The sequence below is a fragment of the Ewingella sp. AOP8-B2-18 genome, assembly GCF_052376015.1.
Classification (GTDB): Bacteria; Pseudomonadota; Gammaproteobacteria; order Enterobacterales; family Enterobacteriaceae; genus Ewingella; species Ewingella allii.
Window position 1 is genome coordinate 294,083 of the sequence record NZ_JBQSVB010000004.1, and the last position, 20,736, is coordinate 314,818.

Below are 20,736 nucleotides of genomic sequence, written 5' to 3' on the forward strand. Positions count from 1 at the left end.
TACATCACCCGACAATATGCCCTTTCGCCATATGCACCGCCCTGTCACACATGTGGTCAATCACATCGGCGTCGTGGCTTACCAGCAGCATGGTCAGATCGGTTGAGGCTTTCAGGTCATTGAGAAGATTGAGGATTTCAGCCTGCACCGACATATCCAGCGCCGACGTCGGCTCATCCAGCAGCAGCAATTTCGGCTTAAGCAGCAGAGCGCGAACGATTGCCACGCGCTGGCGCTGGCCGCCGGAAAGCTGATGTGGATAGCGACTCATCAGGCTGGGATCGAGTCCTACCTGACGAAAACCTTCGGCAATTTTTTGCTCGATATCCTGCTCTTTCAAGATTTTCAGCGGCTCAGCCAAGGTGCGGCTGAGGCGATGTTTCGGGTGCAGCGAGGCATAGGGGTCCTGAAACACCATCTGTACGTCGCGGCGCAGGCTGCCGGTGAACGGCTTACCCGGCACCAGCTTCTGACCGAGCATGGTTAAGTCACCTTCCCACTGGCCATTTAACCCAGCCAACACCCAAAGCAGCGAGGACTTACCACAGCCTGACGGGCCGACTAGGCCAAAACACTCGCCCTGCTTAATGCTCAGACGCACGTCATGCACCACGGTGCGCAGCTCATAGCCGTGACGGTGTGAAACGCTGAGGTGGTCTAATTCAGCAACGACCTGACTCATGGCTGTGGCTCCTGTGAGGAAGCATCTTTCGATGAAGCGGATTTCAATGACTCAAGCAGCGCGCGGTCAAGCACCGGCAGGCGCTCGCCGTGGGTGAACTTGCTCGGACGGCATGACCACAGAGTGTGAGTGTAAGGGTGCGTGGCGTGCGCCAGTTGGTCAGCTGGCAGTTCATCCAGCAGGTCGCCCTTGTACATCACCAGCACGCGTTCGCAGAACTGCGACACCTGCTGCAAGTCGTGGCTAATCAAAATCAGCCCCATGTTGCGCTGCTCCACCAGACGCTCAATCAAGCCCAGCACCTGCTCGCGCATGTCAAAGTCCAGCGCCGAGGTCGGTTCGTCGGCAATCAGCCACTGTGGATCATTGATCAGAGCAATCGCCAGCATCACGCGCTGTCCCATGCCGCCGGAAAGCTGGTGGGGATACTGCTTGCACAGGCGTTTCGGGTCTGGCAGGCCCACGGCGTTAAGCATCTCCAGCACCTTCTCCTGCCGCTCTTTGCGACCAAGGCGAGTGTGCAGACGCAGCGGCTCCTCCACCTGCCAGCCAATAGGCTGCGACGGGTTGAGAGCGTGTTTCGGATCCTGCATCACCATGGAGACGCGATTACCGCGCAGCTGGTTCCACTGGCGTTCGCGCAGGGTTAGCAGGTCTTGGTCGCCCAAGGTTAACTGGCTGGCGCGCACTTCGCACGGGTGCGGCAACAGGCCCATCAGGGCGCGGGCGGTTAAGGATTTGCCCGAGCCGGACTCCCCCACCAGCGCCACGCGCTCTTTGCCGACGCTGAAAGAGAGCGACTTCACCAGCTCCACCGGGCGCGGGCCGGGCAGATAGACCGTCAGGTCTTTGGCAACAAGCACGTCATTGTGCAGCGTCTTTTGTTGGTTCTTCTCGAAATCATTTGCCATGTCGCGGGTCCATTTTGTCACGCAGGCCATCGCCCAGCAGGTTGAATGCCAGACTGGCGAACAGGATGGCACCGCCCGGCGCGGCGGCGACCCACCACTGGTCGAAAATCACTTTACTGCCCTCGGCAACCATCGAACCCCATTCGGCGGTCGGTGGCTGGATGCCCATGCCGAGGAAGCCCAAACCGGCAGAGGCCAGGATAATGCCGCCGAGGCTCAGCGCCGCGCGCACCACGGCGCTAGGCAGGCACAGCGGCAGAATATGGCCGAACATCAGGCGTAAGCCGCCAATGCCCTGCATACGCGCCGCCGCCAGATAGTCACTGCGGCGCAGCGCCAGCGTCTCCGCCCTCGCCTGACGGGCAAACGGCGGCCAGCTGGTGAAAGCCAGCGCCAGCGCACCATTCATCAAGCCCGGACCAAGAATGGCCACCAGCGCCAGCGCGATAACCAGGCTTGGCAGCGACAGCACGATGTCGGTCAGGCGCATAACAATGCGCTCATACCAGCCGCCGATATAACCGGCGCTGATCCCTACCAGCAGGCCAATGGGGATGGTCAGGATCAGGATCAGCGACACCAGCAGCAGCGTAGGCCGCGCGCCGTAAATCACGCGGGAGAGCAAATCACGGCCAAAGCCGTCAGTGCCCAGCCAGTGCTCGGCAGACGGCGGCAGCAGGCGAAATTCAATATGCTGAATGTTCGGGTCGTAAGGTGCCAGCAGCGGCGCGAGCAGCGCGCAGGCAATCAGGATGATGACCAGCACGGTGCCAATCGACAAGGTGGTGATACGCCTTGCCGGACGCCATTCGGTCGAGGCATCGACCTGCGTTGGCTGGTCAGGAATAAGTTGAGTCATATCAGTCAGCCACTTATCGGGTTCGCGGGTCAAGAAGGTAAGTCAGAGCATCTGCCAGCGCATTGAGCAGCACGAAACAGGTGCCAATCAGCAGCGTCGCGCCGAGAATCGCTGGCGTGTCGGCAGCAAACAGCGCGGTGGTCAGATAGCGCCCCACGCCCGGCCAGGCAAATACCGTTTCAGTTAATACCGCCCCTTCCAGCAGGCTGGCGTAGGAGAGCGTTAACACGGTGATGAGCGTACCCAAAACGTTAGGGAAGACGTGACGCAGCAGCACGCGGCCCCGGCCAGCGCCCTTCGAGCGCGCCAGAATCACATACTCTTTGTTCATTTCGCCCAGCATTGAGGCGCGCAGCAGGCGGGTGATCCCCGCCATGGAAAGCAGAGCCAACACGGTTACCGGTAGCCACAGGTGGCTGATAGCGTTGAAGAACATCTCGCGATCGCCGGACAGCCAGGTGTCAATCAGCACAAAACCGGTTTTTGGCTCCATGCTATAGAGATACACATCGTCCAGCCGCCCCGGCCCGCCGGCCCAGTGCAGCACGGCGTAAAACAGCAGCAGCCCTAGCAGGCTGAGCCAGAAAATCGGCACCGAATAGCCGAGCAGCGAAATCAGCCGCGCGGCGTTATCCAGCCAGCTTCCCGGTTTCCATACCGCCAGCAGCGCCAGCGAAATACCAAAGAAAGCGCCGAAGATGATGGCGCAGGTAGCTAACTCGACGGTAGCCGGGAAGGTGCGCGCCAAATCACTCGCTACCGGCTGCGCCGTGATGCGCGACATACCCATATCGCCGTGAGCCAGATGCTCAACATAGCGACCAAACTGCACCGGCACCGACTGATCCAGCCCGAGATCTTTGCGGATCTGGGCGTAAGTCGATTCGCTGGCGTGGTCGCCAGCCACTTGCAGCGTGGGGTCAATCGGCGCGAGGTGGGAAAGCGTAAAGGTAAACGCCAGCAGGCCGAGCAGCGTCAGCGCCAGTGAAATCAGGCCGGTCAGCAGACGGCCTGACCAGCGCCAACCCTGCCGGACGAATCCGGCGGGTGTTGAACTATCAGTCATTACTTAGTGACCTTGCTGTAGAAGACCATGTCAGGGTTGATACCCTGCACGTAGCCCTGAATGTTGTCACGCACGGCAATCAGGCTCTTGGCCTGCAAACCAATCACGAACGGCGAGCTTTTCTGCACTTCTAATTGCAGTTTACGGTAATCCGCCACGCGTTTAGCTTGATCAGGCTCGGCGGTCGCCGCCAGCGTCAGTTTATTCAACTCTGGAATTGACCAGTTGGCGCGCCATGCCAGCGTCTGGCCGCCATTCTCTGCGTTATAGGCAAAGGCCGAGGCGTTAGTGTTCGGGTCGAAGTAGTCCGGGCCCCATGAGGACATGTACGCGTCGTACTCGTGGGCTTTAACCTTGGTAGAAATCTGCTGGCTCAGGCCCGGATCCAGTTTCACCGTCACCCCGCCCTGCGCGAAGCTCGCCTGCAAGGCTTGAGCGATGTCCAAATACGGCGGTTGGTTGGAGGTTGAAATGGTGAAGGTGACGTTTTTCAGCCCGGCTTTTTCCAGAATGGCTTTAGCCTTGGCTGGGTCATAGGTGTAAGGGTTGTCATTCAGCGCGCCAAGATAGCCCTCTGGCAGGAACGCCTGATGCACCTGGAAGGTGTCTTTCATCAGATCGTGGGCGATGTGTTTGTAGTCAAACAGGTAGCGCGCTGCTTCCCAAAATGCCGGATTGCCCAAGGCTGGAGAGGCTTTAGCATTAAATTGCAGGAAGTACAGTGACGCGTAAGGGATCGCCAGCGGCTTCACGCCCTTTTTGCCTTCCAGCGCGGCCATTTGGTCAGCACCGAGGTTACGCGCCATATCGGCATCGCCCTGCTCAATCAGCAGGCGGCGAGCAGCCGGATCCGGCACGTTTTTGATCAAGATGGTTTTCAACTTAGGCGCGCCCTCTGGCGAGCTTGGGTTGGCGTCGAGCACCACCACTTCATGCGGCACATAGGTGCGGATTTTGTACGGGCCGCTGCCCGCGGAATGGCTGGCCAGCCACTCATGGCCAAGGTCGGTGCCTTTGGCATTCTCTTTAACCTGCTTGCTGTCGATGATGGAAGAAACCGGCGCAGAGAGCAGGCTCAGCACGAAGTTCGGGCTGACGTTGGCGGTCCAACTCACCTTCACGTGGTGATCGTCAACTTTGGTCAGGAAGCTGTCGACGTTTTTGGCATCCCAACCCAGCTGGGTCAGCACGAAGGATGGCTCGAGGTTGAGCTTCACCACGCGAGACAGGGAGAAAATCACGTCGTCGGCGGTCAGCGGGTTGCCGCTGGCGAACACGGCTTTAGGGTCGAGGGTAAAGGTCAGGCTGCGGTTGTCTTTGCCTGCTTCCCACGAGGTCGCCAGCGTCGGTTTTAAATCGATTGGGTTATTCGGGTCTGACTGCACCAAGCGCTGATAAATATTGTTGAACGCCTGCACGGTGGTCAGCTCAAAGCCCTGCGCCGGGTCAAAGCTTGACGTGTCATCGATAGATTGCGCAATAACCAAGGTATTCGCCGGCGTGGCGGCCTGAACGGTAAAGCTGGCCGCGATAGCCGCGAACAGAACGGAAGGGATAAAGGCTTTCATGGTGATGACTCTCCAACATAGCGAAATTGCTAATAATTTCCTGAGTGTATGTGAGTCGCTAACTCACAAGAAAGTCGTTTAACGACTAACCTTATGCTTTTATCGCATAAGATTATGAGTATGGTTATTAAAGCGGCGTTTAGCCATATGTTCAGTATCAAAGTGAGGAGGGAAAGGTGCCAAAAAGCCTTGCCTCCCCCGTTAGGGGAGGCATTGGCGATTAGAAATCGTAGGTGGCGGAGAGTTTAAACTGGCGCGGCGTGCCCTGCGTCAAATAGCCGCCGGTGGCCGAAGCCCAATAGTTCTCATTGGTGACGTTTTCCAGATTGGCGCGCCATGTCAGAGTATGTTCCTGCATCGGCATAGCGTAACGCACGCCCAGGTCGAGGCGAGTCCAGGCATCTATTTTTTGCGTGTTGGCTTCATTGAGATACTGCGAGCCGGTGCGGATCACCTTGCCGGTCAGCGTCACGTTCTGCACGCGCGGGACATCCCACTCGCCGCCGAACACCACCTGATAATTCGGCACGCCGATGGCGTCGTTACCATCATTCAGGCCACCGTTGGTGTCCGTCAGCTCCGGCTTAAGCCACATGGCGCTGCCCAGCAGGCGCACGCCGTACATCGGCTCACCAAACACGCTCAGTTCGACGCCACGGTTGCGCTGCATGCCGTACAGGCCATATTCGCGCGTCACGCTATTGGTGTAAGAGGCCGGTTTTTTGATTTCAAACAGCGCCAGCGAGCCGCCGAGAGTGCCGAAGTCAAACTTAGCGCCCACTTCATTTTGTTTCGAGGTAATGGCCGGGAATACCGCGCCAGCGTTGGACGCCGAGCTTGGCGCTGGGTCGCTCGGCTGAAGGCCCTCTATGTGGTTGGCGTAGAGCGAGACATGCTCCCACGGCTTGACCAACAGGCCGTAAGCCGGAGTGACCTTAGTGTCGTCGAAGGCCGCATTCTGCACGCCGTCATAGGTGTAACCACGCGTCAGAACCTCTTGGCGGCGCGCCCCCAGCGTCAACAACACTTTGTCATCCAACACGCCCAGGGTGTCAGAAACCGCGATGCCACTGCTGCGGCTGCGGTTACGCACTTTCGGGTCATCCATATGGCCGCCGGTAAAACTGGTTGGCGGGTAGTTTATAGGCTCAGGATCATAGAGGTTGAACGGTCCGCGATCGGCGGTTTTCGGCATGGTGTAGCTGGTGCGAGTCTTCACATAGACGCTGGAGAAGCCGACGTTAACCTTGTGCGACACAAAGCCGGTGTCGAAGTCGCCGCGCAGCCCCGCCATGGTGGAGATGCGATCGGCGAAGTAAGGCACGCTGAGGCGTCCAATGGTGCCGTTTCCATTAACATCGGTCACGGTTGGCGAGGCGTAATCGCCGGTTTCGTGCGCATGGCTGGCACCCAGCCCGGCGTAGGCCGTCCAGTGGTCGGTGAGGTCATACTCCCCTTTCAACATGCCGAATTCGTTCTCGGTATGGGTGTTCGACCAGGGCTGCGCGTAGTTAAGGGTTGATGATGGCGCATCTGGAACTTTGGTCAGCGTCGGGCTGAGATACACCGGCGGGCGGCCATTGCCGACGACCTGCTTTTGATAGCCAAGGTCGAGTGAGCTGCGGAAACGATCGCCGCGATAGTCCAGACCGATAGAGCCAAGGGTCGTACGGCGATATTCATCGTCCACCGCCGCGTCCCCTTCGCGGTGCAGGGCGTTGACCCGCACGCCCCACTGATCGTTGTCGCCAAAGCGGCGGCCGACGTCAATGCCGGTGCCAATCTGCGAGGAGCTGGTGTAATCCATCGTGACGCGAGTGAGTGGTGCGGAAGAGGCGCGTTTTGGTTCGACGTTAATCGCACCGCCTACCCCGCTGCCGCCTGGCGTGACGCCGTTGATAAAGGCGTTGGAGCCTTTAAACAGCTCGACGCGATCAGCGAAGTTGCTGGCGACCACCTGACGCGGTAGCACGCCGTACATGCCGCCGTAGGAGATATCATCGCCATTGAGCGAGAAGCCGCGCACCATAAAGGTTTCGGAGAAGTTGCCGTAGCCGTAGCCGCTCTGCACAGAGGCATCGTTGCTCAGCACGTCGGCCAGCGAGCGCGCCTGCTGGTCCTGAATCAGTTTGTCGGTGAAGCTAATCACGTTGAACGGCACGTTTTTAGCATCCTGCTCGCCCAAGATCCCCAACCTTCCACCGTTCGCCACGCCGCCGTCAAGATAGGCTGGCACCGGGGTGTTGCCCCCAGCCTTGAAGTCATCCGCCACGGCGGTGACGGTCAGGGTATCTTCTCCCTTTAGGCTGCTCGCGCTGTCTGGCGCAGCTGGCGATGGCGCAGCGGCGTGGGCCAGAGGTGCAGTGATAGCCGAACAGATAAGCACGGATAATAGGCTACGGGTCAGGCGACCCGCCGACGGTGTGCGGTGTGACGTTTGCATAGAGGTTCCCCAATGAACAAAATGAGAATGCCAATGATTCTCATAAAGATTGGGATTATGCGCATTGACTGCTCGATTGCAATAAAATTGGTCATAAAAAAAACCGCCTTTTGAAGTGCATCAAATGGCGGTTTAGTGGGTTGCGTTAATTGCAGCAGTAAGTCTTAGCCGAGGCCGGGAACCCCTTCTGCCGGAGATACCGCCAGCAGCATGCGCACCTGATTAACCAGTTCGCTCATGCAGTCGTCGCGCATGCCGTAGGTTTGCAGCTCTTTCTCCAGCGCGAACAGGTATTGCGCGTTGGTGCCGAGCGGCCCGCTGGCTTTGGCAATCAGCGGCGCGATCACCTGATATGAGGTGTCAGCTTCAAACAGGGGGTGTGCCGGGTCCATGATGAACACCAGCGCGGTCACTTTGCGGCCGTCGTCGAGATCCAGCTCGCACCACGTCGGGCAGTAACAGCCGGTGACCATTTCACGTTTCCACAGCAGTTCCAGCTCTTCTCGCAGCTTATCTTCCGGCAGGCGGAATGCCAGACCCGTGGTGCGGCCACCCTCTTTCAGCGCTAGCATGCGGCCCGGCTGGGTATGCGTCCCGCGTCCCGAGGTCAAGCGCAGACAGAAAGCGCGGTGATAGCCGTTAAGTGTCGCCGGGCGCGCCTCATCCGAGTCAAACACCGGATTCCACATCAGAGAGCCGTAACCGAATATCCATACCGGGCTATTGTCCGGGCGTCGCGCCAGCGTGCAGTCGAGCGAGGCGGAACGTTGTTCGGAGGTCAATAACATCGACTCGTCGATGCTGCCGAATGCTGTTTTGCAATCTGCGTTACGCAGAAAATCTCGGGTTAACATTCATCGCCTCCTTCAAAACCACTGCTTATAGAACTTGCCATACTGTTGACGCTGTTTTCTCCGTTATTGCGCTTTATTCCTTTTTATCGCTCTAAAAAAGGAAAAAAACATAAGAATTTCTTTATGTCGTTAATAGTTCAAACCTTATGCGTTTCTGCGTCAGCAATCAAGATTGAAGGTGATCACAAAACGAAAATATGATGAACATTTAGTGAACATTGATAAAAGCGCGGCGGGAATGGCAATGAGAGACAAATAAAGCCCGGCACGAGGGCCGGGCGGAAAGCTTTTTAGTGTAAGAAAGCCAAGGTATGCATTACTTTTTGGGATGCCATTTATCGTCATCCCCTTTCTGATAACCGTGCTTAACCGCCGCCCAGGCTACCTTGTGCGCGGTTTCTTCCCGGCTGTCATCACCCTGCCTGTCTTTGGATTTCGCATATTCATCCCACGCGCTGTTAAAGGCTTCTTTATAGATGTCTTGAGCATGAGGCGGGAGCACATTACGCACGGAATCCGGTAAAGATGATCGGTTGTCATAAGGCATTTCCAGTCTCCTCGTTAGTCGTCTGGGTTATTTGATAAAGCAACAAAGTCTAAAAACCCCACTTTTTGCTGCCTCTATCGGTGTTTCATCACCCGTTTTGCTACATAACAAAGTCTAGCTGCTACGCTAAATAGGGTTATAGGTAATGTTCCGATAAGCCCAATAGGGCTGAAAATGATAAAGATAATTCAGTAAACGTAAAGCAGCGTAAGTGCAGGCAGGAAATCCATTAAAAAATGGGGTTATTCGATGACTCAGATGAAAACTTCTCATCATCGTCATAACTCTAACTTATTAAATTAACTCTTTGTTTTTAATATTATTTAAATTATTCAAAAACACATCTACCAGACTTAATTAGCGTCTTATATTAAGTTATAGCGCTTAAAATCGATGTCTTATGATTTTTTATTACCAAAGCAAGCTTATATCTATCAATTAAGTCGTTTTTCTTATATAGTGAACGAGTTAACGCGCCATGGCATAACGAGTTTGTTGTGCTCTATGACGCGTTCTTTGCTGGCAGTGAAAACACTGCTGTTTCGTGAAGCCGGTTCGTCCGAGCCACGTAAGTTTTGCACAGGAGAATAATCATCATGGTGTCATCTCAGGAGCATCCGAAGCATAAATCCCGCCATCAAGAATATTCACTCGTTTTCCCTATTGCTGCCTTATTAGTCTTGGTCTTTTGGAGTGATAGCAGCAATTTCCTCGCCGTCATCGGCATCAACGCCATCGCACTGGTGGGTATTCTCGCCAGCGCCTTCAGCGTTGTGCGCCACGCCGACGTTCTTGCCCACCGCTTAGGCGAACCTTATGGTTCACTCATCCTCAGCCTGTCGGTGGTTATCCTCGAAGTGAGTCTGATTTCCGCGCTAATGGCAACGGGTGACGCCGCCCCGGCGCTGATGCGTGACACGCTGTTCTCGATCATCATGATCGTGACCGCCGGTCTGGTTGGTTTCTCTTTATTGCTGGGTGGCCGTAAGTTCGCGACTCAGTATGTGAATTTGGGTGGTATTAAGCAGTACCTGATGGCGATTTTCCCGCTGGCGATCATCGTGCTGGTTCTGCCTGCCGCCCTGCCCGACGGTAACTTCACTACCGTGCAGGCGCTGATCGTCGCCGTGATTTCTGCCGCGATGTACGGCGTGTTCTTGCTGATTCAAACTAAGACGCACCAAAGCCTGTTCATTTATGAGCACGAAGATGAAGGTGAAGAAGACGGCCACGGCAAGCCTTCTTCCAAGAGCAATCTGACCCACACCCTGTGGCTGATTGTCCATCTGGCGCTGGTTATCGCGGTGACTAAATTCAACGCTGACCCGCTGGAAGAGCTGTTAACCGAGCTGAACGCCCCGGCGCAGTTCACCGGCTTCTTGGTCGCGCTGCTGATCCTCTCCCCTGAAGGTCTGGGTGCGTTGAAAGCCGTGATGAAGAATCAGGTGCAGCGCGCGATGAATCTGTTCTTTGGTTCGGTTCTGGCGACCATTTCCCTGACCGTACCTGCCGTTACCCTGATTGCCACCCTGACCGGGCAGGAGCTGATCTTCGGTCTGGCGCCGGCGAACATCGTAGTGATGCTGTCAGTGCTGATTCTGTGCCAGATATCCTTCTCCACTGGCCGTACCAATGTATTAAACGGTACTGCTCACCTGGCGCTGTTTGTGGCGTACATGATGATCATCATGCTGTAAGCCTGCTTACAGGTAAAACTAAGGCCGCCTCAATTCACATTGGGCGGCCTTTTTATTAGAGACAGGTGCGAGGGAAGAATTAAGAGTAGGCGTGCAGGGTGCGTTTACACAGCTCTGAACGCACGCAGTCCTCTTTACCAAACTGAATGATGCCAACCATCTCGTCTTCTTCGAAGCGAGACATTGCATCGCTAAGCCCTGATACTACCCCACGCGGCAAATCGCATTGGGTAACATCCCCGTTAACTATTACCGTCACATTTTCGCCGAGACGGGTCAGGAACATTTTCATTTGGCTGGCCGTGACATTCTGGGCTTCATCCAGAATAACCACTGCATTTTCGAAAGTGCGCCCGCGCATATACGCAAAAGGTGCAATTTCAACCTTGCCTATTTCCGGTCGCAGGCAATATTGCATAAATGATGAACCCAGACGACGTAATAAGATGTCGTATACCGGACGGAAATAAGGTGCGAACTTCTCAGAGATATCGCCGGGCAAGAAACCGAGGTCTTCATCGGCCTGCAATACTGGGCGGGTAACAATAATCCTATCTATCTCTTTATGTATTAATGCCTCTGCAGCTTTCGCCGCGCTAATAAATGTTTTGCCACAGCCTGCTTCGCCGGTAGCAAAAATTAACTGCTTATTCTCTATGGCTGATAAGTAATGACCTTGAGCTTCAGTTCGTGCCTGGATTGGAGAGGTATCGCGAGAGTCGCGAGCCATTCCAATCGATTCCACACCGCCCATTTGGATTAAAGAGGTCACAGATTCTTCCTCACGTTGGCGGTGACTGCGTGAATCACGACGAATAACACGTTTCGCTTCACGACGAGCTTTGATCACTTCTTTCTGTCTTCCCATAGTGGCACCTTACAGTTTGATTCACTTAACGCTAAGGCATAGGCCCGCACGGTTATGTTTCACTAACAAATGAGGTTTTGGTCTCCTTTTAGACCAAGTTGAGCCAATGAATAACGTGAAGAGGAAAATAACGTCGGGTGATGAATAAATGAGCGCCCTGCTATTTTCTTTAGACATACTGTCTGTTCACGAGGAGGCATTGCCATTAATGACAAACCGCTGACCTTCAAAGCATTGGAGCCAGTTAAACGGCCAGACAAATAGCCAGTTGGTTGCAGTGTAAGTGTGGGGTCAGTTAAAGAACGGAGGCGCTGTTGTGTGGTTGAAAAGTGACAAAATAATAAAGACGTGGAAAAGGTTTGGTCGGTTAATATCAGAGAGTCGAAGTCTTGGCCCTCGTTTGCGGTTAAGCAGTGACAACGAGTGGAGAGGTGTAAATATGTTTTTTTATTACTCAGCCCAAAATAGGACTTTCTCATTCGCGATCCCCGCTGTGATATTTACGACCTTGGCCGCTCACCGAGTAAACTTTTTAATCCTGCTCAATTCAATTTATTAATTTGAACCTACTGAGCGTTAACTAAAAAGTACCGCTTGATAATGACAGTATAGTGACAGCTGCCATCTTTGCTAAGAATTTTCATTACTAACCTGTTACTGAAATGTAAGAAAGTTTGTTGAGTTGGTCAATAGGATCTTTCACGATCTAAAAAAGATCCCATTGTCCTACCGCACCCAGTGATTAACTCTTTTTAGCCTCGAAGGCCTTGCTGCAAAGGCTTTGCACCGCGATTGAACCCGTTATCGCGAATAAAATCGGGATCAAAAAATCATGCCCAACGCGGGTAAATTCCATAATTAATACCACCGCCGTCAGTGGCATTTTCATTGAGGAAGCTAAAAAGGCCGCCGCGCCGATAATCGCAAAAGCGCCGAGAGAGGTGCCCGGCCAATAAATATTCCACAGCCCGCCCAGCACGCAGGCCAGCAACGCGCCGTTAGACAGCCCCGGCGTCAGCAACCCGCCCTGCGCGCCTGCTCGCAGCGTGCTCCAGGTGATAGCCACTTTCGCCACCAGCAGCAGCGCCGCCAGCGCGATGGTGATCTGATTGTCGAAGCTGATTTGCGCCGGGCCTTTACCATTGCCCAATAGTTCCGGCAGCCAACCGGCCAAAATGCCGATAATCGCAAAGTTAATCAGATTGAGCGCGATCAGCCTGGCGTTGCGCGGGGCCTGCGCTTTGGCCTTGTTGGTCAGGCGCGTAAACCAGTAGGCCGCGAAGCCGAACACCGGCCCCATCACCACCGACCAGACCAGCAGCGACGGCGTGATATCCAGCGGCATCAGGTGGTACTGCGACTCATTGCCTAGCCCAATCCAGGCCACCAGGGCGGCAATCGAAGAAGTACAGATCGCCGGAAGCAGCAGCTGCCAGCTAAAAGCGCCCAGCAGCACTTCCAGCACGAAGACCGCCCCGCCGAGCGGCACGTTATACACCGCCGCCAGCCCCGCGCCTGCGCCACAGGCAATCATGATTTGGGTTTCACGCACGGTGAGAGCAAAACGTTGGGAGAGCCAGTTAGCGGAGATAGCGCCAATTTCGCGCGGTGCCACTTCGCGGCCCAGAGGTGAACCCAGCGCCACGGTGATGATTTGCAGCAAGGCGTGAATCGTGGTGCTGAAGAACGGCATATCGGGCTTATCGGATTTCACCGCCGCCGCAATGCTCACCAGCGGCTTGCCCCAGCGATAGAGCGCCCACCAGCCGATCCCGGCCACCAAGCCACACACCACCAGCACGGCAAAGCGCCGCCCATGCGTCGCGGCAGTCACCCCCTGCAAAAAGCTTTCATTGCTGATAATAGCGTTCTGGCTGTAGCCAAACGCCAGGTGCTGAATGCTGTGAAGAATGAGCGCCAAGGTCATGCCGCCTAGCCCGGCTAGAATGCCGGTAGCGACCGTGGCGAGGGTTAGGCGCCAAATCGGGCTGGAAATTGGTGTCTGACTCAACTGTTCTCTCCGTAATTTGGCCTAAGCTACTGCGCCAACGAGTAAATTTTTCTAGCTTACTCATTCAATTTACAAGAAAACGGTTAAACGACAGCTCAGCTCAACAGATTATTTTTCTTTTCATTGAGGAAATAACTGTTGATTCCCTCGGCCATCGCGCGGGCCATCTTCTCCTGAAATACCGGCTCGCCGAGCAACTTTTCTTCATGCTTATTGGTGATAAAGGAGGTTTCCACCAGCACCGACGGGATGCGCGGTGACTTCAGCACGGCAAAGCCCGCCTGCTCGGGGTGCGGACTGTGCATAGGGTGAACCTTGATAATGTTTGACGCCAAATGGCGGCCGAAATCCAGACTGCGGCTGATGGTTTCGCGCTGGTCGAGGTCAAACAGCGTCTCTTTGAGATAGGGATCGTCAGTCTTGAAATCATCGTCATACAGCACGTCGACGCTGTTCTCACTCTGCGACAAATAGCGAGCCATGGCACTCCCCGCACCGTGTGGCGACAGCGCAAACACCGACGCGCCCGAGACATCATCATTGGTAAAGCCGTCGGCGTGAATCGAGATAAACAGGTCGGCCTGATGTTGATGCGCCAGACTCACCCTATGATATAGCGGGATAAACACATCATCTTGCCGCGTCAGCACGGCGTGAATGCCATGTTCCTGATCCAGCAGGCTTTGCAGCCGTTTGGCAATATGCAGTACCACGTGTTTTTCATAGGTGCCTTCATTGCCAATTGCTCCCGGATCCTTACCGCCGTGGCCGGGATCAATCATCACCAGCAACGGCTTCTTGGCGGCGGGCGCAGCGGCGGTTGGCAGAGCCTGACTGACGGCCCCTCCCGGCAGGCTAATGCCGACCTGCAACTGGCCCGCCGTCTTGGTGCGCTGCAAACGCGGCGCGGCGCTCAGTTGCAGCACAATCCGGGTGATTTGCGGCGTGAAATGGGCAATCTGGGTATGAACCAGCCACGGGAATTTTTGCTTCAACACGGTCAGCGAGTGGATTAGCGCGGGAGGAAACGCCTCCATCGGCACATCAATCACTACTCGCTGCGGGTTATCGAGGGTGAACACGCGGCTGCGTTTATCAGCAGACGGAATTGTCACGTTAATTTGCGCGGCGTCAGAGGTCAGCGAGACCGGCGCGGCAACAGATTTGGCATACACGCGCGGCGCGGTCAGGGCCATGCCCATACCTAAAATAAGCAGTTTTCGGCGCTGATGGTTGATGGTCATAAACAGGGTTTCCTCGGACATCGTGACGACTTAGCATCATGACATTCCTCAGATTTTTATGAATTAGCGGGAGTATTAACAGGCGGTGAATTCGGTAACGAGGCGTAAGAAAATGAAATCTATCCCCCTTTATCCTGACAGAGCTAAGGGGGATATTCTGCGGTTTGCTGAATTATGCTTCGATCAGCGACTGACCCAAATAGTGGTTCTCATCCTGTACGCCGGGCAGCGTGAAGAAGAAGCCGCCGCCCACCGGGCGAATGTACTCTTCCAGCGGCTCGCCGTTCAGGCGTTTTTGCACCGCGAGGAAGCCCTTCTCCAGGTCGTGCTGGAAGCAGACAAACAGCAGCCCCATCTCCAACTGGCCGGAGTTAGTCACCCCCAGCGAGTAGCTATAGCCGCGACGCAGCATCAGGCTGTCATCGGTGGCTTTGGTGCGCGGGTTGGCCAAGCGAATGTGGGCATCAAGCGGAATCACCTTGCCTTCTGGGTCTTTGCTGTAGTCCGGCACGTCGTGCTCTTTCGCCATTCCCAAGGGCGCACCGCTGTGTTTGTGGCGACCAAAGATGGTTTGCTGCTCCTGCAACGGCGTGCGATCCCAGAACTCGACGTGCATCGGGATAATGCGCATTGCCTGATAGCTGCCGCCCACGGTCCACGCCGGTTCGCCCTGCTCTGGCGTCACCCAGATGGCTTTATCCATCAGCGGCGCGTCTTTGGTGTCTGGGTTGGCGGTGCCGTCTTTAAAGCCCAGCAGGTTGATTGGCGTCTCTTTGCCCTGACTGCGCGCGGCGTGGGAAGAGATAAAGCCGTCGCGACGCCAGCGCACGCTGAGCAAATCCGGCGTGTACTTGATGATGTCGCGCAGCGCGTGGATCACCGTGTCGCTGTTGTTGGCGCAAATCTGTAGCAGCATGTCGCCGTGGCACAGCTTGGCGTCCAGCGAGTCGTTCGGGAAACGCTCCATGCGTTGCAGCTTCAGCGGTTTGTGCGCGGCGAGGCCAAAACGCTGATCGAACAGGGAGTCGCCGACGGAGAGCGTCATGGTCAGGTTGTCCGGGTAAATTTCCGGCCCCATCACGCCTGAATCCATCGGAGGAAATTTCGGGTCAACCTCCGGCGCGGTGCCGCCCGTGGTGAGGAAGGCAAAACGGCTGGTCAGTAAACGGAACAGGCGCTCAAGATCCGCCTTGCTGGTTGCCAGCACATCAAATGAGACCAGCATCATCGACGCCTGCTGTGGCGTCAGAATCCCTCCCTGATGCACGCCGTGGAAAGGCTGTTTACTCCAGCGCTCATCGGGGGAAACCGTGCCCGGCGCATAGCCCGGCTTTGAACCCGTGGTCTTCGACGCCTGCTGGTTATCAACACCGGCCGCCGCCGCGCCGCCAAGGGCCAACACGCCGCCCATCAAACCCACACCCTTCAACAAACGGCGGCGTGAGGAAGAGACGTCCTGAGATTCAGGGGCTTTATCATTTTTGTCACTCATTGCTTTGCCTCAACAAACTCTACTGCTTGCCACTACGCGAAAGGAGCGCCGCGGCGCTCCTTTATTGTGATATTTCAAACGCCTAACTAGTCACTTCCCCAAAATAATTCGTGTTGCAGGAAGGCGGCAACCGAAGGAACCCGATGAGCTGACTCAAGTCAGTGATTCGAGTAACTAAGGGCAGCCAATGCACCTGCTGCGCGAAGTATGAAGAGGAATCAATCTAAGCCCAACACGCCACGCAGCTTAGCCAGATCTTCCGCCAGCGTGGTGATCGGCCCTTTCATCGCGATGCGGTCGGCATCGGTCAGCTTCTCATAGCTCTCGTAGCCATCTTTGGTTTTGTATTTATCCAACAGCGCATCGACGGTTTTGAAGTTTGCGTCAATCTTATCCAGCAGCGGCTTGTCGGCTTTTTCCAACAGTGGGCGCAGCAGGTTAACGATTTTCTGCGAACCATCAAGGTTGGCGCGGAAGTCCCACAGGTCGCTGCGGCTGTAACGGTCTTCTTCACCACTGATTTTGCTGGAGGCCACTTCTTCGATCAGGTCCGCCGCGCCGCCAACCACTTTGTTCGGTGGGAAGGTCAGGTCAGTGATGCGTTTTTGCAGATCCTGTACGTCGGTGTAGAGCTTATCGGCGTAAGGCTCGGTACCTTTGGTGGTTTTATCCGCAAACAGGATTTTCTCCAGGCGGTGGAAACCAGTGAATTTCGGGTCTTCGGCTTTCTTCTCAAAGTCATCTTCACGGGCGTCAATGCTGCTGTCGAGGTCGGAGAACAGCTCGGCGATTGGCTCAATGCGCTCGTAGTAAATGCGGGTAGAGGCGTACAAAGATTGCGCCTGTTTCAGGTCGCCTTTCTTAATCGCGTCAGTGAAAGCTTTGGTGTGGGAAACCAGTTCGCCCACTTGCTGAGTCACATAGACTTTATATTCCGCGATTGGCCCCACCAGCGCCATGGCGTCAGGTTTGGTGGCTGTGTTTGCGCCTTCGCTGGTTACGGTCAGCTTGCCTTTCGGGTTGCTCAACAGGCCGCAGGTCATGTCATATTCGCCTGGCTCCAGATTGGCCGTCATCTTCTGGGTGAAGCCCGGCGCGATGTTCTCACGCTCTTCCACCACCATCACGCCTTTGAGGATCTCCCACTCCAGCCCTTTCTGGCTGGCGTTGTGCACCACAAATTGCGTTTTGCCGGCAGGCACGGTCAGTGACATTGGGTCACACTGTTTATCGTTCACCGTGATTTTGACTTGTGGAATATCCGCCGCAAGCGCATTGGCGCTCAGGCCGAAAAGCGGCAAGGAGAGCAGAGCAACCTGCAAAGCGGTACGGCGGAACAGCGTGTTTGACTTGGACATCGGGTAACACCCCTATTAAAGACGCCCTGTTAAAGGCGGTTGTTAAAATTATTAAACCACTGTTATCAAAGAAATCGTCATGCTTAGCGCGGGGTCTTCTGGCCAGCGGCAGGTGCTACCAAAGGTTGTTTCCCCTGCGGCAAGAAGAACAGAATCAGTGCTGGGATCAGGTAGAGGAAGTAGACCGAGACTTCGCTGACGGTCGGTGCTTCCTGATAACCAAACATGCCTTCCAATAAGGTGCCGAACAGAGAATGCGTCGACAGCACGTTGCTCAAATCAAAGGCGATGTCCTGCATGCTGTTCCACAAACCGGCTTCGTGGAAGGCGCGGATTGCCCCGGCCGCCAGACCGGCAGCCACGAACAGAATAAACAGGCTGGTCCATTTGAAAAATTTGGCGAGGTGCAGCTTCACACCGCCGTAATAAATTAAGAAGCCCAGCACCACGGCGGCGGCCAGACCGAGAATGGCCCCGATTGGCGCGGCAATGCCTACATCCTGCTGGAACGCGGCCAGCAAGAAGAAGACCGACTCCAGCCCTTCACGCGCCACGGCGAAGAACACCATCGCCACCAGCGCCCAGCCCTGCCCGCGCCCCGAGTTCAGCGCGTTATCGATAGCCCCTTCCAGATGCACTTTGATTGAGCGGGACACTTTACGCATCCAGAACACCATGTAAGTCAGAATGCACACCGCGATCACCGCCACGAGGCCTTCAAACAGCTCTTGCTGCTTCTGCGGGAATTCGCCGGTGGTTTCGTTGATAAAAATGCCCAATGCCAGACAGAGCGCGGCGGCGATGAAAACGCCAATCCATACGATGCCCAGCCACTGCCCGCGCTGGGTGCGCTTGAGGTAACTGGCAATCAGACTGACGATTAGCGCGGCTTCAAGCCCTTCGCGAAACATGATGAGAAAGGGAACGAACATAGCTAAAACTCCCGGCACCGCGGTGCTGAAGAACTAAGATTACCCACTTTCCTGTCACCGTCGAACAGCCGAGGTTCAAGGCAAAGCATGTAAAGATAAGTAAAAATGAAAACGATAGTGATTATCATTCCTGCAAAAATAAAAACAAGTGGCTACCCGCGCTTTTTTGCGCCAACTGAGGGCTTTTAGCAGGAAATTTTATTGCTGATTATTTCAGAGAAAACGCCAGAAAATGGCTGAGATAAAAAAGGGCGGAGCCGATTTCCCCGCTCCGCCCTATTACTTAGGACCCATGTTCAATACAAAACGGCAGTGATCAGACGGTTTTGTACTCTGCCTCTGCGGCGTTGAAACGGTTTTCCACCGCAATTGAAGGTTTGCGGCCCATCAGGCTCACCGCCCAGATGGCAATGGAAGCAAAGATAAAGCCCGGAATGATTTCGTACAGGTCCAGCCAGGCGTACTGTTTCCAGATAAGCACGGTGCCCGCGCCTACCACCATACCGGCCAGAGCGCCGTTACGGGTCATGCGACGCCACATCACTGAGATCAAAATAACCGGGCCAAATGCCGCGCCGAAGCCTGCCCACGCATAGCTTACCAGCCCTAGCACGCGGTTATCCGGGTTCGCCGCCAGCGCAATCGCCACCAGCGCCACTACCAGCACCATCACGCGGCCAATCCACACCAACTCAAACTGGCTGGCATTTTTACGCAGGAAGGCTTTGTACAAATCCTCTGTGATCGCGCTGGAGCACACCAGCAGCTGGCAGCTCAGGGTACTCATCACCGCCGCCAGAATTGCCGACAGCAGCACGCCCGCCACCCAAGGGTTGAAGAGGATTTTTGCCAGCTCGATAAACACTCGCTCGCCGTTTTCGGTTACGTTTCCAGCCTGCGCCGGATTGTTGTGGAAGTAAGCAATGCCGAAGAAACCCACCGCGATAGTACCCGCGAGGCACAGGATCATCCACGTCATGCTGATGCGGCGGGCGCTGCGAATGGTGCGATGCGAGTCAGCGGCCATGAAGCGCGCCAGAATGTGCGGCTGCCCAAAGTAGCCCAGCCCCCAGCCCAGCAGCGACAGGATCGCCACCAGATTCATGCCTTTGAACATATCCGTGTATTCTGGGTTTTTGGCGTTGATCACCATCATCGAAGTATCAATCCCGCCAACCGCCAGAATGACGATAATCGGCGTGAGGATCAGCGCGAATATCATCAGGCTGGCCTGTACGGTGTCGGTCCAGCTAACCGCCAGGAACCCGCCAATAAAGGTGTAAATGATGGTAGCCGCCGCCCCAGCCCACAGCGCGTTGGCGTAAGTCATGCCGAAGGTGCTTTCAAACAGGCGCGCACCGGCCACGATGCCAGAAGCGCAATAAATAGTGAAAAATACCAAAATTACGATGGCTGAGATGATGCGCAGTAACTTGCTGGAATCTTCAAAACGGTGGGTGAAGTAGTCCGGCAAGGTAAGCGCGTTGTTGTTGGCTTCGGTGTGCACCCGCAGGCGCCCCGCCACCAGCTTCCAGTTGAGATAAGCGCCGATCGTCAGGCCGATGGCAATCCAACTTTCTGAAATTCCAGAGATAAAAATCGCGCCCGGCAGGCCCATCAGCAGCCAGCCACTCATGTCCGAGGCCCCGGCTGATAACGCTGTCACCACGCTGCCCAGACTGCGGCCGCCGAGAATATAGTCATCGAAATTCTTAGTGCGCAGATAGGCGATCAGCCCAATCAGAATCATTCCGAAGATATAAACGCAAAACGTCACCGCCATAGGTGTATTCATTGTCATGCAAGTTCTCCACTTGTAATTTTCAATCTGTAAAAACCCCTGTCTGCTGATATGCCTCTGTGGGCCGTTTTATTAGTGAAAAATATCAGCGTATAAATCCAATCCGGCAGGATAGTTATCGACATAAACCGCAATTACAAGATTTTTAACATGCCAGTCACATGAAACAGATCCCCTATCACATTAATTATGATTGCGGGTTGCACCTTACATTACGGGTAGTTGTACCGCCCACAACTCCCATTAACCAAAGCCTTTAGCGATCCCCGTCACAGCTAAAAATGTTAATAATTGAGCCAGATTTAGCATTGCTGCACATCATGCAATTAACAGGGTTGCACAAAGTTGCAACATAGAAGATATTGCTGCTCAGAAAACATCAACGATTGCCCTATCAGGCTGA

16 protein-coding genes are annotated in these 20,736 nt (G+C 55.1%); 1 reads left to right on the forward strand and 15 read right to left on the reverse strand.

Going from position 1 to position 20,736, the window contains the following annotated elements; genetic code table 11:
- Window positions 1-4: 4 nt before the first annotated feature.
- The 8 genes from ACT3RR_RS11055 to chaB form a co-directional block, all read right to left on the reverse strand.
- Complete coding sequence (locus ACT3RR_RS11055; protein WP_353501943.1) at window positions 5-682, reverse strand: ABC transporter ATP-binding protein; 678 nt, start codon at window positions 680-682, stop codon at window positions 5-7.
- Window positions 679-1,593, reverse strand: coding sequence for an ABC transporter ATP-binding protein (locus ACT3RR_RS11060; protein ID WP_051899443.1), 915 nt, complete (start codon window positions 1,591-1,593; stop codon window positions 679-681). The genes ACT3RR_RS11055 and ACT3RR_RS11060 overlap by 4 nt, the downstream gene beginning before the upstream one ends.
- Complete coding sequence (locus tag ACT3RR_RS11065; protein ID WP_496200317.1) at window positions 1,583-2,452, reverse strand: ABC transporter permease; 870 nt, start codon at window positions 2,450-2,452, stop codon at window positions 1,583-1,585. The genes ACT3RR_RS11060 and ACT3RR_RS11065 overlap by 11 nt, the downstream gene beginning before the upstream one ends.
- Before the next feature lie 13 nt (window positions 2,453-2,465).
- Window positions 2,466-3,518 (reverse strand): ABC transporter permease, encoded by a 1,053-nt coding sequence (locus ACT3RR_RS11070; RefSeq protein ID WP_353501941.1) that lies wholly within the window; start codon window positions 3,516-3,518, stop codon window positions 2,466-2,468.
- Window positions 3,518-5,086 (reverse strand): ABC transporter substrate-binding protein, encoded by a 1,569-nt coding sequence (locus ACT3RR_RS11075; RefSeq protein ID WP_353501940.1) that lies wholly within the window; start codon window positions 5,084-5,086, stop codon window positions 3,518-3,520. The genes ACT3RR_RS11070 and ACT3RR_RS11075 overlap by 1 nt, the downstream gene beginning before the upstream one ends.
- 220 nt (window positions 5,087-5,306) lie before the next feature.
- Complete coding sequence (locus ACT3RR_RS11080; RefSeq protein WP_496200318.1) at window positions 5,307-7,529, reverse strand: TonB-dependent receptor; 2,223 nt, start codon at window positions 7,527-7,529, stop codon at window positions 5,307-5,309.
- Window positions 7,530-7,693: 164 nt separating this feature from the next.
- Window positions 7,694-8,383 (reverse strand): gamma-glutamylcyclotransferase, encoded by a 690-nt coding sequence (locus ACT3RR_RS11085; protein ID WP_353501938.1) that lies wholly within the window; start codon window positions 8,381-8,383, stop codon window positions 7,694-7,696.
- Between the two features lie 316 nt (window positions 8,384-8,699).
- Window positions 8,700-8,930, reverse strand: coding sequence for a putative cation transport regulator ChaB (gene chaB, locus ACT3RR_RS11090; protein ID WP_396130792.1), 231 nt, complete (start codon window positions 8,928-8,930; stop codon window positions 8,700-8,702).
- A gap of 596 nt (window positions 8,931-9,526) precedes the next feature.
- Between chaB and chaA the strand changes: the two genes are divergently transcribed.
- Window positions 9,527-10,627 carry a sodium-potassium/proton antiporter ChaA gene (gene chaA / locus ACT3RR_RS11095; RefSeq protein WP_353501937.1) on the forward strand — a complete coding sequence of 367 codons (1,101 nt, stop codon included), beginning with the start codon at window positions 9,527-9,529 and terminating at the stop codon, window positions 10,625-10,627.
- Between the two features lie 79 nt (window positions 10,628-10,706).
- On the opposite strand, the gene phoH is transcribed toward chaA, so the two are convergent.
- The 7 genes from phoH to putP all read right to left on the reverse strand — a co-directional run bounded on the left by phoH (window position 10,707) and on the right by putP (window position 20,333).
- Window positions 10,707-11,495 (reverse strand): phosphate starvation-inducible protein PhoH, encoded by a 789-nt coding sequence (gene phoH, locus ACT3RR_RS11100; protein ID WP_034790157.1) that lies wholly within the window; start codon window positions 11,493-11,495, stop codon window positions 10,707-10,709.
- Between the two features lie 742 nt (window positions 11,496-12,237).
- Window positions 12,238-13,506, reverse strand: coding sequence for a chloride channel protein (locus tag ACT3RR_RS11105; protein ID WP_496200319.1), 1,269 nt, complete (start codon window positions 13,504-13,506; stop codon window positions 12,238-12,240).
- A 95-nt stretch (window positions 13,507-13,601) separates the two neighbouring features.
- Window positions 13,602-14,771: an N-acetylmuramoyl-L-alanine amidase gene (locus tag ACT3RR_RS11110; RefSeq protein ID WP_496200320.1), complete on the reverse strand. Its 1,170-nt coding sequence runs from the start codon at window positions 14,769-14,771 to the stop codon at window positions 13,602-13,604.
- Window positions 14,772-14,922: 151 nt separating this feature from the next.
- Window positions 14,923-16,242, reverse strand: a complete 1,320-nt coding sequence (gene efeB, locus ACT3RR_RS11115; RefSeq protein WP_496200321.1) for an iron uptake transporter deferrochelatase/peroxidase subunit — start codon at window positions 16,240-16,242, stop codon at window positions 14,923-14,925.
- Window positions 16,243-16,460: 218 nt separating this feature from the next.
- Entirely contained in the window at window positions 16,461-17,600 is a 1,140-nt protein-coding gene (gene efeO / locus ACT3RR_RS11120) for an iron uptake system protein EfeO (protein WP_353501934.1), read from the reverse strand.
- Between the two features lie 83 nt (window positions 17,601-17,683).
- Entirely contained in the window at window positions 17,684-18,532 is an 849-nt protein-coding gene (gene efeU, locus ACT3RR_RS11125) for an iron uptake transporter permease EfeU (protein WP_496200322.1), read from the reverse strand.
- A 316-nt stretch (window positions 18,533-18,848) separates the two neighbouring features.
- Entirely contained in the window at window positions 18,849-20,333 is a 1,485-nt protein-coding gene (gene putP, locus ACT3RR_RS11130; protein WP_496200323.1) for a sodium/proline symporter PutP, read from the reverse strand.
- Window positions 20,334-20,736 lie beyond the last annotated feature (403 nt).